Source organism: Arthrobacter sp. AFG7.2, from assembly GCF_002892835.1.
In the GTDB taxonomy this organism is placed as follows: domain Bacteria; phylum Actinomycetota; class Actinomycetes; order Actinomycetales; family Micrococcaceae; genus Arthrobacter.
On the sequence record NZ_PJMB01000003.1, the window covers coordinates 347,672 to 360,330 of the forward strand.

10 protein-coding genes are annotated in these 12,659 nt (G+C 67.2%); 6 read left to right on the forward strand and 4 right to left on the reverse strand.

The features are described 5' to 3' along the window. Window positions 1-14: 14 nt before the first annotated feature. On the reverse strand, window positions 15-863 hold the full coding sequence (locus tag CXX84_RS08070; RefSeq protein ID WP_102976173.1) for an exonuclease SbcCD subunit D C-terminal domain-containing protein: 849 nt from the start codon (window positions 861-863) through the stop codon (window positions 15-17). 225 nt (window positions 864-1,088) lie between these two features. Here CXX84_RS08070 and CXX84_RS08075 point away from each other — a divergent pair, with 225 nt between their 5' ends. Beyond that, window positions 1,089-4,622: a DEAD/DEAH box helicase gene (locus CXX84_RS08075; RefSeq protein WP_102976174.1), complete on the forward strand. Its 3,534-nt coding sequence runs from the start codon at window positions 1,089-1,091 to the stop codon at window positions 4,620-4,622. Between the two features lie 150 nt (window positions 4,623-4,772). Here the strand turns inward: CXX84_RS08075 and CXX84_RS08080 are convergent, their stop codons facing one another. The 3 genes from CXX84_RS08080 to moaA all read right to left on the reverse strand — a co-directional run bounded on the left by CXX84_RS08080 (window position 4,773) and on the right by moaA (window position 8,025). Next, the gene (locus CXX84_RS08080; protein ID WP_102976175.1) at window positions 4,773-6,539 is read right to left on the reverse strand and encodes an HNH endonuclease signature motif containing protein; all 1,767 of its coding nucleotides are present in this window, start codon (window positions 6,537-6,539) and stop codon (window positions 4,773-4,775) included. Window positions 6,540-6,625: 86 nt separating this feature from the next. Then, window positions 6,626-6,892 (reverse strand): MoaD/ThiS family protein, encoded by a 267-nt coding sequence (locus CXX84_RS08085; RefSeq protein ID WP_102976176.1) that lies wholly within the window; start codon window positions 6,890-6,892, stop codon window positions 6,626-6,628. A gap of 5 nt (window positions 6,893-6,897) precedes the next feature. Then, on the reverse strand, window positions 6,898-8,025 hold the full coding sequence (gene moaA, locus CXX84_RS08090; protein ID WP_189337532.1) for a GTP 3',8-cyclase MoaA: 1,128 nt from the start codon (window positions 8,023-8,025) through the stop codon (window positions 6,898-6,900). A gap of 309 nt (window positions 8,026-8,334) precedes the next feature. Here moaA and CXX84_RS08095 point away from each other — a divergent pair, with 309 nt between their 5' ends. From CXX84_RS08095 to CXX84_RS08115, 5 genes are read left to right on the forward strand one after another with little or no spacing between them, the layout of a single operon-like run. Beyond that, window positions 8,335-9,837, forward strand: coding sequence for a molybdopterin-dependent oxidoreductase (locus CXX84_RS08095; RefSeq protein ID WP_102976266.1), 1,503 nt, complete (start codon window positions 8,335-8,337; stop codon window positions 9,835-9,837). Between the two features lie 23 nt (window positions 9,838-9,860). Then, the gene (gene glp / locus CXX84_RS08100) at window positions 9,861-11,135 is read left to right on the forward strand and encodes a gephyrin-like molybdotransferase Glp (RefSeq protein ID WP_102976178.1); all 1,275 of its coding nucleotides are present in this window, start codon (window positions 9,861-9,863) and stop codon (window positions 11,133-11,135) included. After that, on the forward strand, window positions 11,123-11,617 hold the full coding sequence (gene moaC, locus CXX84_RS08105; RefSeq protein WP_102976179.1) for a cyclic pyranopterin monophosphate synthase MoaC: 495 nt from the start codon (window positions 11,123-11,125) through the stop codon (window positions 11,615-11,617). The genes glp and moaC overlap by 13 nt, the downstream gene beginning before the upstream one ends. Then, window positions 11,614-12,144, forward strand: a complete 531-nt coding sequence (locus CXX84_RS08110; protein WP_102976180.1) for a MogA/MoaB family molybdenum cofactor biosynthesis protein — start codon at window positions 11,614-11,616, stop codon at window positions 12,142-12,144. The genes moaC and CXX84_RS08110 overlap by 4 nt, the downstream gene beginning before the upstream one ends. Next, window positions 12,134-12,619, forward strand: a complete 486-nt coding sequence (locus tag CXX84_RS08115) for a molybdenum cofactor biosynthesis protein MoaE (RefSeq protein WP_102976181.1) — start codon at window positions 12,134-12,136, stop codon at window positions 12,617-12,619. Before CXX84_RS08110 ends, CXX84_RS08115 begins: the two co-directional genes overlap by 11 nt. Window positions 12,620-12,659 lie beyond the last annotated feature (40 nt).

Genomic DNA, 12,659 nt, shown 5'->3' on the forward strand with positions numbered 1-12,659 from the left:
GGGCACCGGCCGTCCTAGGCATCGATCATCTCGTCAGCCTCTTCGAACTCCACGGCGGCCACGATTTCCCGGGTTTCGGGGTTAATCATGAAGGCTTCGTCGTCCTCCTCGACCATCAGGAAGTCGCCGTGATCCGTGGAGAAGTGCCACGCCAGGGTCTTTTCGCCGTCGTGCACGAAGTTGGGGTCACCCATGGTGACCCTGATGAGTTCGTATCCGGCCACGCTGCACAGTTCACGGATGATGATTTCAAAGTCCGGGGCGTCCTCCAGGGCTTCCGCGGCAACCTGTGCCTGGCGGGCCGGCAGGTCCGGGATTTGTGCCGTGAGCCGCTCGATGTAGGCGCCCAGCTCCACGTCGTCGAGTACCAACAGTTCAGGCTGTCCGCGCAGCCATGCTGCATTCAGGGCCGTAATGTTTTCCCGCTCCAGCAGCTCCTCAAACTCGCCGTCGAGCTCCTCCATCCGGAGGACGGCGTCGGGGGTGTCTTCCGGTCCGTCCAGGCCGCCGTCGAGATAGTGCTCCTCGTCCCCTTCGGAGAGGCCGTCGAACGCGGACACGGACCGGTTGAAGAGGTCAAGGTGGGCGTTGGCGCCCATTCCGGCCATACCTTCACGGATCAGGGTGTCAGTCTCCGAGCGGTCGCCGGCGGTGAATACGTACTGGGCAAAGCCACCCTCCAGCACCTGGGTGAGATAGAAGTCCACGTAGTAGCTGCGGACGGCGACGGCAGACATCTCCCCGCTGCGGAGCAGGGCGGTATGCATGGCATCGACGACGCTGACGTTGGCCTCTACGACGTCCTCGTCGCTGGATTCGATGCTGCTGCTTGTCAGGACGACGGGCTGTTGGCTGGTGATCATGGCAATCCTCACGGCTTGTGGCGGATGGAGCACGGAACGATTTCACGCTACGTGGGCAGGGGCGACGCGCCGCCGAGGAGGAAGTGAACGTCCGGCGAAGTTTGCGGGGCGGGCGGGTTTGCCAGTAGCGGCGGCACGCCCTCCCCCTCCGGCGAACTAAGATGGATCAGATAACCAACCACCGGCCGGGGCTCTGCCGCGGCCTGCTGAAAGTAGCGCGCACCCATGCCATCCCAACCGGACGAGAGTGCGGCACTGGCAATACAGACTCCCGCCATTAACGACCGTTCCCTGGCGGCGGGGCTGGCGTATGCCATGGGAAGCCGCGTCTCGGGCATTTCGTTCGACGCCGCCACCGGGCTCATGCTGGGCAAGGTCCGCGGTGGAGCGGACGTGCCCTACTCCACCACCGCCAAGCTGGTCCGCAAAGGCGGCGGATGGAGCTGCACTGTGGGCGTGTGCAGCTGTCCGGTCCGCAAGGACTGCAAGCATGTGGCGGCGTTGCTCTTCGCCGCCGAGGACAGCCCGGCCATCCGGGTCCAGCTGCTCACGCCGTCCACGGCCACCCAGCTCTCCCGCAACCCTTCCGGCGCCGCCCTGTCCGACTGGGAGCAAGCCCTCAGCCCGCTGATTTCCCAGCCCGGAACCACCCCCTCCACCACCGGTGTTCCGCTGGCGCTCCAGTTCGAGGTTGAAGAACCGGCCCCGCACTTTTCCTACACCGGCCGGCGTGATCCGCAGCGGAGCGTCCGCCAGCTCAAAGCCCGGCCCGTCATCATGGGCGCCAAGGGCAAGTGGATCCGCGGGGATGTCTCCTGGAACACGCTGAATTACCTGAACTTCCGGCGCGAGTGCAACCCCGCGCACGTGGAGTGGATGCAGGAGTTCCTGGCCGCGCATTCAGCCGCGGCCGGGCGGTCGTTCAACTCTTCCGGCCTCTGGCTCGGCCTGAATTCCTATTCCGGTAAGAACCTGTGGAGCCTGCTGGCCGATGCCCGAAAAATCGGCCTTGCGCTGGTGCACTCACGCGGCACCGAGCCGGTCCGGCTCGCCGAGTCACCTGCCGCCGTCGGCCTTAACCTGAGCCGTTACGGCTCGCCGGTGAGTGAGCCTTCCGCGGCGGATTCGGCTGCTTCGGCTGAACCGGCTGCACCGGGCAAGGACCAGGCGTCCGACGGCGGGTTGGAGCTTTCGCCCACCATCGCCGTGGAGGGTGTGGACATTGATCCAGCTTCTGTGGGTACCATCGGCCGCCCCGCGCATGGCATCTTTTTCACCGCCGGGGAGGCGGCTTTGCCCGGCGTCCCGGACCCGGACGGGGTCATCACGCTGGCACCGCTGGAGAACGGCCTGAGCGAGGAGCTGCTGACGTTTGTGACGGCCGGCAGTACCCTGCACATCCCGGCCAGGGATGAGTCCCGTTTCCTGACGGGCTTTTATCCCAAGCTGAAGCAGACTGCCCGGGTCACTGCCCGCGACGAGTCCGTGGAGCTCCCCGCCCTGGCTGTCCCCACCCTGTCCCTGCTGGCGAATTACGGGGCTGACCACAGGGTCCGGCTGCATTGGGAGTGGCACTACAAGAGCGGAAACCTGGTCACCGCGCAGCCGCTGTGGCGGCACCCCGGCGACCACGGCTACCGCGATGACACCGCCGAGGCCCGCATCCTGGAGGGCATCGGCCAGCCCTGGGACGTGGTTCCTGCCCTGGGCGAATCGGCGACCGGCGGCTGGGGCACTCCCCGCCTCGCTGCGTCCGCGGAACTTAAGGGCCTGGATACCCTGGCCTTCACCGAGGAAGTCCTGCCCCGGCTGCGCGAAGCCCGGGACGTCGAGGTGGACACCGTTGGCGAGATCGCCGACTACCGGGAGGCCGAGGAAGCGCCGGTGGTGTCCATCTCCACCAAGGCCACCGAGCAGCGCGACTGGTTCGACCTCGGCATCCAGATCTCCCTGGAGGGCCAGCCGGTGTCCTTCGCCGCGGTGTTCTCCGCGCTGGCGTCCGGCCAGACCAAGATGCTGCTGCCCAGCGGCGCCTACTTCTCCCTGGACCTTCCCGAGCTGCACCAGCTGCGGGCACTGATCGAGGAAGCCCGCTCGCTGCAGGACAATAAGGACGCACCCCTGCAGATCAGCCGGTTCCAGGCCGGGCTGTGGGACGAACTGGCCCAGCTGGGAATCGTGGACGAGCAGGCGGCGGCCTGGCGCTCCGCTGTGGGCGGCCTCCTGGAAGGCGGCGTGGACGGACTGCCGCTTCCGGCCACCCTCAACGCGGAGCTTCGCCCGTACCAGCTGGAAGGCTTCAACTGGCTGACCTTCCTCTACCGGCACAGCCTGGGCGGGATCCTCGCCGATGACATGGGCCTCGGCAAGACCGTACAGGCCCTCGCCCTGATGTGCGCGGCCAAAGAACTCTCGCTGGCTGCGGCAGATGCTGCACCAAGCCGGCCCGACGCCGTCGCCCGCGACACCGGTGACAGCCCCACCGGCGCCACCGCCGCTATCAGCCAGCCCGACGCCGTCGCCCCCTTTTTGGTGGTCGCCCCTACCAGCGTCGTGGGCAACTGGGCAGCGGAAGCGGCGCGTTTTGCTCCCGGTCTGAAAGTCCACGCCGTCAGCGAAACCTTCGCCAAAAGCAACCAGGCCCCGGCCGAAGCACTGGCCGGCGCCGACATAGTCATCACGTCCTATGCGCTGTTCCGGATCGACTACGAGGCCTACGCGTCCCGCACCTGGTCCGGCCTGGTGCTGGACGAGGCGCAGTTCGTGAAGAACCACCAGTCCAAGGCCTACCAGTGCGCCCGGAAGCTGCCGGCCGCTTTCAAGCTCGCCATCACAGGCACGCCGCTGGAGAACAACCTCATGGAGTTCTGGGCGCTCACGTCGATCGTGGCACCGGGGCTGTTTTCCAGTCCGAAGAGGTTTGCCGAGTACTACCAAAAGCCGGTGGAAAAGAACGGCGACAAGGGGCAGCTGGACAAGCTCCGCCGTCGGGTCCGCCCCCTCATGATGCGCCGCACCAAGGACCAGGTCATCAAGGACCTGCCGCCCAAGCAGGAGCAAATCCTGGAAGTGGTGCTGAACCCGCGGCACCAGAAGGTCTACCAGACGCACCTGCAGCGCGAACGGCAGAAGATCCTGGGCCTGATCGAGGACGTGAACAAGAACCGGTTCACCATCTTCCAGTCCCTCACCCTGCTGCGCCAGCTCAGTTTGGACGCCTCTCTCGTGGACCCTGCGTTGACGGCCGTGCGGTCCAGCAAGCTCGACGTGCTGTTCGAGCAGCTGGAGGACCTGGTGGCGGAAGGCCACCGCGCCCTGATCTTCAGCCAGTTCACCGGGTTCCTGGGGAAGGTCCGGGAGCGGCTGGACGAGGAGAAGATTGAGTACTGCTACCTCGACGGCGGCACGCGCAACCGTGCCGACGTGGTCAACGAGTTCAAGAACGGCAGCGCTCCGGTGTTCCTGATTTCACTGAAGGCCGGCGGATTTGGGTTGAACCTCACCGAGGCCGACTACGTGTTCCTGCTGGATCCCTGGTGGAACCCCGCGTCGGAGGCGCAGGCCGTGGACCGGACCCACCGGATCGGGCAGGCCAGGAACGTGATGGTCTACCGGCTCGTGGCCAAGGACACCATCGAGGAAAAAGTTATGGCGCTCAAGGCCCGCAAGTCCCAGCTGTTTTCCGACGTCATGGAAGGGGATGCCCTTGCGGGCGGCGCCATCACGGCGGAAGACCTCGCGGGGCTGTTCAAGGAATAGCGGGTACTCCTGAAGCCTTTCGCACCGCGGGCTCTTTGGACTGGGGCCCGTTGACTATGGGCCTGCACTTTGCGCAGGTCTAAGAGACAGCAACAGCGTGGCGGCGCTGCACCGCAGGTTGCCTTGAGCGGTGCCCTGCCAGCTGAAAATCTAGGTAAGTGCCGGGTCTCGGCGCATGCTCTGGTCCTGGGCAAGTATGGCCGGCAGGGCATAGAAGTCCTCCCACAGTCCGTCATCCGCCGGCAGGTCGTCCGGGTTCACGAGGTTCTCATCCTCGGGTTCCTCGGCTGGAGGATCCTCGACTGGAAATTCCAGGTGCAGGAGGTCTTCGGCAGGGCAGGTTTGGGCAGCGGGCATCGGCGGATAGGGCAGCACGCCGCGGACCTGCCCGTGCTGATGCTCCTCCGGTTTCAACCGCGGCAAGGTCGGCAGGACAAATCCCGGCAAGTGGGGTGGTTCCCAGTCCTGGTGTTCGCTTTTGTAGTGCCGCCCGGTGGGTGAGATCCAGCCAGGCGGTTGGTCCTTGGTGGCCGGAGTGGGTCTCCAGCCGCTGGTATGCCGGAGCCGATGATGTCTCGGGCATGGTTGCCCGAGGTTGCTGATTCCGGTGGTCCCGCCTTTGTGCCAGGCGAGGAGATGGTCTGCTTCGTTGTCCAGGGAGTGGTTGTTGCAGCCGGGGAAGGGGCATTTACCGTCCCGCAGCCGGAGCCAGTTCCGCATGGCTTTGGTGACCCGGTAGCTGGTCCGGCCGATTTCCAGTGGCGCCCCGTCACGCGGGTCCACCAGCACGCGGTGGAACGAATCGGCGCCGTCCGCGACCAGCTGGCGGGCCATGGACGGCGGGATCGGGCCAAACCCGTCCAGCATGGCGGGCTCATCGGTTAAGCCCATGAGGGCGAACACCGGCACGGTGACGAGCACCTGCGCCCGGATCGTCGACGACGGGGTGGGATCCGTTCCTGCGCCCGTCCCGTCGGTACTACCCGCCCCGTCGCCGCTTCCTGCCCCGTCGCCGTAGCCGCCGTAGCCGTTACCCGCCCGGTTGCCGGAGCTGGTCCCTGCATGGACGCCGGAACTGTTACCACTCCCGCGACTGGTACCGCCATTGGTGCCGCTGGTGAGGATTGCTGCGGCGAAGTGGTCGGCCCGGAGTTGGGTGAGGGTGCGGGGCTCGTCGGGTCCTTGTGCGGCTCGGGCGAGGGCGGTGAGCCGGTTCCAGCCTGCCAGTGCCTGGTCGGCGGGGAGGTAGGCGGAGAGCCAGGCCATGCCGTCCTGGTCCGGCCGGCATTCGACGCGCCGGTCTGCCGCGGCTTTGGTGTGGTGTTTCTCGATGGACTCTGCGTGGTGGCGTTCGCGCCAGGTGCGGGCTTTGTGCCGGAGCCGGTGTGCGGGTATTTCCCCGATCGTTGCCGCCGTTCCCGGCCTGGGTGTGTCCGGGTTCAGGAAGTGGGCCTCCAGGGCCGCGGCTCCGGCCGGGTCGAGGGTGGCTGCCTCGTCCACGATGGCCAGGGCATGCTGCCAGGAGATTGTCCCGGCCTGCAGGGCCGAGAGGGTCAGCGGCAGGGTCTTGTCCAGGGCCTGCGACGCGGCCAGGAACGCGCTTGCGGCCCGCGGCCCGAGAGCCAGCACACACCCGACCTCCGCGGCGACAGCCATCTCCTGCGCCCGCGCCGGCATGTCCGGCGCCAGGGCTTGAGCTATGTCGGCGTACTTCACGGCAGCACGGGCTTTCAAGCCTGCGAACCCGGCTTCCGCCTCCTTGGCTCCGGCGAGAATGTCCAGGGTCCCATCCGCCAGCCCGGCCAACGGATCAGCAGCCGAAAACGGCTCCGAACCACACCCGTCCACCTCAGCATTGAGCACAGCAAGGGCAGCCTTGATATCCGCAAACGCCTTCTCCACCGCTTCGCTGCCCATCAACCCATCATGGCAAGGGGGTCTGACATTCAGACCTCATGCAGCCGGACCGCGCTGAGCGACGCCCACGAGTACGGTTTTGTGCCCTACCCCCCGGCGAAGGGAGGTAGCACGTCCACAACATCGCCTGCTTTTAACACAACTGAGTGGTCACGCACCGCCACCTCATTGAGCAGGAAGCTGCTCCGGGACAGGATGCGGGGAAGCGGGGGAGTGCCGGCAGGAGGCTCAGGACGCTGCACGGACAAAACAGCTCCAAGCAGATCCGCAACGGTGGCGCCCGGCCGCAGGTCAAAGGTTTCTTCGTCCTGGCCTGCCGCTGCGCGCGCGGCAGCGAAGTATCGTACGTTCAAGAGATTCAGCCCCCGATGGCGCTCATGCTGCGGTCCGGCTGGACGAAGTCCGGAGCGTCCAGTCCCACGTGGTCCATTCCGTGAGCCTTAGGTTTGATCCACATCGCATCCTGCCACCGCCGGGCAAGGGCATCGTCACCGGCTCCTGAACGCAGGAGCCCCAGCAGGTCGAATTCTTCCCGGGAGAAGAGGCAGCTCATGATTTTGCCCTCGGCCGTAATCCTGGTCCTGCGGCAGTCTGAACAGAATGGCTCCGTGACCGAGGCAATAATCCCCACGGTGCCCAGCACAGGGCCGGACGCTTCCGCGGAGCCGGCCGCCCGCCGTCGTACTTCAAAACGCTCCGCCGGGGCGCCGTCCCGTGCCCGGGGGTCGGGGTTGAGCACAAACTCCGAGGAAAGCAGTTCACGGATTTCGGCAGCTGTGATCATGTTCCGCCGTGTCCAGCCGTGGTCCGCGTCCAGCGGCATCTGCTCGATGAAACGCAGTTCGTAGCCGCGTCCGAGCGCCCAGGCAAGCAGCGAAGGCGCCTCGACATCGTTGATGCCGCGCATCAGGACTGCGTTGAGCTTGACAGGGCCAAGGCCTGCGGCCCAGGCGGCGTCCACACCGGCCAGCACCTGGTTCAGGAACGGCCGGCGGGTCAACTGGGTGAACGTTTCCTCGTGCAGGGAGTCCAGAGACACATTGATGCGGGTCAGCCCCGCAGCTTTCAACGCCGCCGCCTTCTTCGCCAGGCCTACAGCGTTGGTGGTCATGGAGATCGGCAGATCCGGGTGGTTGCGGCGAAGGGCAGCGATGATGTCCACCAGGTCGTGGCGCACCAAGGGTTCGCCGCCCGTCAGCCGCAGTTCGCGGACTCCCAACTGCTCCACACCGATGCGCACGATGCGGACAATTTCCTCCGCAGACATCACCGCCTGCTTCGCGAGCCATTCCAGGCCTTCCGCGGGCATGCAATATGTGCAGCGCAGGTTGCATTTGTCCGTCAGCGACAGCCTCATGTCTGTGGCCCGCCGACCGTACCGGTCCGCGAGCCCGGCTGGCGCGCCGGCGGGGCGGGCTGCCGGAACTGACGGCAGGGATGCGGCTGCTTCCTCCCGTGGCTGCGGCATGCCTAGCTGGACACTCATGAATTCAGGCTACGCCACCTTGGGGTGCGCATCACACCCATTGCAGTGCGAATGACAACAGCAGATGCGTGCAGGAGCGGCAGCGGAGGTACTCCGCGAATCTATGCTGGAGGTGTGAGCAGCTCCGGACCAGGGCAGGCAGGGCAGGCAGGGCACGACGGCGGGGCGCCGGTGCCGGAGCCGGCGCCGCCTTCGCTGCCGGGCCAGGCAGCGGTGGTCACGCCCGTAGAGCAGACGCCATGGACGCAGCAGCCGGCACCGGGTCCGCCCTTGCCCCGGCCCCCTGCCAGGCTGGCGGCAGCCGCAGGCATGGTGGCGGTAGGCAGCGCCGCAGTGCTGGGGGAGCTCCTGGCAGGCTTCTTCAGTCCAGCATTGTCACCCGTAACTGCTGTTGGCGGTGCCGTCATCGACGCGGTTCCTCCCGGGGTCAAGGACTGGGCCGTGGCGCTGTTCGGTACCGCGGACAAGGTGGCACTCCTGGCCGGAATGGCCCTGGTGATTGCTGTCCTGGGCGCGGTGGCAGGAACCATGGAGTACCGCAGGCGTTTCGCCGGTGTTGCCCTGGTTGGCGTCTTTGGCCTGGTGGGCCTGGCAGCCGTTCTGACGCGTGCCCAGGCCAATGCCGCCGCAGTACTGCTGGCGGCCCTGACCGCTGCTGCTGCCGGCATTCTACTCAGGCTCCTGGTCGGGAGACTCGGGAATTGGAGGACGCTCCCGCCGGAACCGGCCAACGGTGCTGCGCCTGCCCGCCGCCGGTTTCTCCAGGCGCTGGCAGGTGGAGCCGTTTTCACCGTGATGGGTGGCGCGGTGGCGGCAATATGGCGGGGTGCGGCCGCCGTCGCCACCGAAGCCCGGAGCCGGATAACCCTGCCGGCTCCCGCCTCACCCGCAGCGGCCATACCTGCAGGCGCCGAGGCGGGTTTCGCCGGCATGCAACCGCTGGTCACCCCGAACGGGGATTTCTACCGCATCGACACCGCACTCACGGTGCCGGTCGTCGATCCTGCCACGTGGGTCCTGAAAGTCACCGGGATGGTGGAGAGGGAAGTGGAGCTGACCTTTACCGATCTCCTGGCCAAGCCCTTGACCGAACGCCACATCACCATTGCCTGCGTGTCCAATACCGTGGGCGGCGACCTCATCGGGAACGCCCTCTGGCTGGGCTGGCCCGTCCAAGAGCTGCTGGAACTGGCAGGGCCTAAGCCAGGCGCAGACATGGTGGTGTCCAGGAGCGTGGACGGCTGGACTGCCGGCACGCCGCTTGAGGTGCTGCAGGACGGCAGGGACGCGCTGCTCGCCGTCGGAATGAACGGCGAACCACTGCCCCTGGAGCATGGCTTCCCAGTGCGGCTGGTCGTGCCGGGGCTCTATGGCTACGTCTCGGCAACCAAGTGGGTCACGGAGCTCAACATCACCAAATTCGCGGACGACACCGCCTACTGGACCCCCCGGGGCTGGTCGGAACGTGGTCCCATCAAGATCTCGTCGAGGATCGACGTACCGCGGACCGGGCGCCCGGTGAAGGCCGGAACCCTGATGTTTGCAGGTGTTGCGTGGGCGCAGCACACGGGCATCGGGACAGTGGAGCTCCGGGTGAACCGCGGGCCGTGGCAGAGGACGGAACTGGCCGAGGGCATCTCGCCGGACACGTGGTACCAGTGGAAACTGGGCGTAGACATGACGGAGGGGCAGTACGAAGTCCAGGTCCGCGCCACAGACCTCGCCGGCGAGGTGCAGGACGGGCAGGTCAGGCCTGTCGCTCCGGACGGAGCCACGGGGTTCCACACCATTAGAGTGGACGTGACACCCTGACGGCTCAAACTGAAGGCGGAACCATGGCCAGCCCGCACCCTCGTGGAACGTCCGCGGAGCCAGACCGGCACGAGCGGCACCAGCCAAAGCATCAGGCACGGTCCGTCGCTGAGCATGCCGCCGCCGTCGCGAACTTGCTGCAGCCACTGCAGTCACCGGAGCGGACCGAACGGCTGCCCCTGCACGAAGCGCTGGGCAGGGGACTGGTCCACGACCTCCTCGCCCCCATCAGCCTGCCGCCCTTCGCCAACTCCCAAATGGACGGCTACGCCATCCGTTCCGCTGACGTGCCCGACGGCGGAGCGGAGTTGCGCGTTATGCCTCCCGTCCCAGCGGGCGCACGTCCCGCCGCACTTCAGCCTGGGAGCGCCGCTCCCATCATGACCGGGGCGATGCTCCCAGCGGGGGCGGACGCCGTCGTCCCTATTGAACGGGCGGCCCCGGACCGCTTCCTGCCACCCAGCGAAAACGCCACCGTGTGGCTGCCGCCAGCCGCGCCCGGCACGTTCGTCCGGGCGGCAGGCAGCGACGTGGACGCCGGCGGGACAGCGCTGGCCTCCGGCACCTTCCTCGGTCCGGCCCAGCTGGGTCTCCTGGCAGCGCTCGGCATCCCGGACGTGACTGTCCGCCAGGCCGTTTCAATCCTGCTGGTCACCACCGGCGACGAGGTGGTGGAGCCAGGCCGGCAGCTCCCGCCCGGCAAGATCTACGACTCCAACGGAACTCTCCTGGAAGCTGCCATGACGCAGGCAGGATTGCGCGTCCGCCGTGCCGGCATTGCCACGGACAACCCGGACAGGCTCCGGCAGTTGCTGCGGGGCGAGGGCGCCGGCACGGACCTGATCGTCACCACCGGCGGGGTCAGCAAGGGCGCGTACGAGGTGGTGCGGCAGGCGATGGCCGACCAGCCGGTCGAGTTCCTGCATGTGGCCATGCAGCCGGGGGGCCCGCAGGGGATCGGCACCTTCGAAGGCCGGCCCTTCCTGGGGTTCCCGGGGAACCCTGTCAGTTGCCTGGTGTCCTTTGAAATGTTCCTCCGCCCCGTCCTCGCCGGGCTGCTGGGCACGCCGGCGCCGCGCCTGCCAGTCCGCGCCCGCCTCAGCCAGCCGCTGACCTCTCCGGAGCACAAGCACCAGGTCCGCCGCGGCACCCTGAAGCCGGACGGAACAGTTGAGTTGAACGGCGGGGAAAGTTCACATCTGATGCACGCGCTCGCAGGCGCAAACGTGCTGGTTCATGTCCCGGAAGGAGCGGCCGCGCTCGCGGCAGGGGCGGAGGTGGAAGTATGGATGCTGTGAATGCAGAACAATCCCCGGCCGCGCTGACGCACCTGCGCCAGGACGGCAGCGCCCAGATGGTGGACGTCTCCGCCAAAGCAGAAACCACCCGTGAGGCCACTGCCACCGCCACCGTCCACACCACCGCCGAAGTGATGGGGCTGCTTGGTTCAGGCGGTCTGCCCAAGGGGGACGCTCTGGCCGTGGCGAGGGTTGCCGGCATCATGGCCGCCAAGAAGACCCCCGAACTGATACCGCTGTGCCATCCGCTGCCGCTCTCCAAGGTCACCGTGGACTTCGAGCTTGGAACGGAGTCCGTCGCCATCCTGGCCACGGTCAAGACCCGCGGCGTCACTGGCGTTGAAATGGAAGCGCTCACCGCAGCCTCCGTCGCGGCTCTGAGCGTGTACGACATGATCAAGGCCGTGGACAAACACGCCATCCTGAATGACATCAAGGTGCTGGCCAAAAGCGGCGGCAAGAGCGGGGACTGGACGTTATGAGCAGCCCCGGCACCCTGAGCGCCCCCGAACCCCACCGCCACGGCGACGTGCAGGGCCGGAAGGCCGGCGTCGTCATTGCCTCCACCCGGGCCGCCGCCGGAATCTATGACGACGAGACCGGCCCCGTGATCACCGACTGGCTGACTGAACACGGCTTTGACGTCTTCCCGGCCATGGTGGTTCCCGACGGCGAACCCGTGGGCGCAGCCCTCCGCGCCCTCCTGACCCAGCGCCCCGCCGTCGTCATCACCAGCGGCGGCACGGGCCTCAGCCCGGACGACCGGACCCCGGACGTCACGCTGCCGCTGCTGGACCGCGAAATCCCCGGCGTCATGGAAGCGGTCCGCCGTGCCGGTGCCGCCAAGACCCCGCTGGCTGCGCTCAGCCGCGGTTACGCAGGCGCGGCCGGCAGCACCTTCATCATCAACCTGCCCGGATCACCGAAAGGCGTGATGGACGGGCTCACCGTCCTGGACCCGGTGATCGGGCATCTTTGCGACCAGTTGGAAGGCGGACATGGGCACTGAGGCAGCATTCGAGGTAGTCAACGCCGTCCTGAGCGCGGAGCCCATCTCCGTTGACCAGGCCATCGCTGCGGTGGAAAGTGACACCGCCGGCGCCGTAGTCAGCTTCAGTGGCGTTGTGCGAAACCACGACGGCGGCAAGGCGGTTGAGCGCCTCAGCTACAGCGCGCACCCCACGGCACACCAGGTGATGGCCGACGTCGTTGCGCGCCTTGCAGCGGAACAGCAGGCGGCAGGGGAGGGGGACGGCGCCGCCTCCGGTTCCTCCCCCCAGCCGGTGCGGATTTGGGCAGCGCACCGGATTGGCCTGCTGGAGATCGGGGATCCCGCGCTGGTGTGTGCCGTCTCCGCAGCCCACCGTGGCCAGGCCTTTGCCGTGTGCTTAGAGCTGGTGGACAGGATCAAGGAACAGGTGCCCATTTGGAAAGAACAGTTCTTCGCCGACGGCACCGTGGAATGGGTTGGCGCGGGCAGCTGAGGCTGGTGCCCGGCTGCCTGGCCCGTGACCCGTTCCGCCC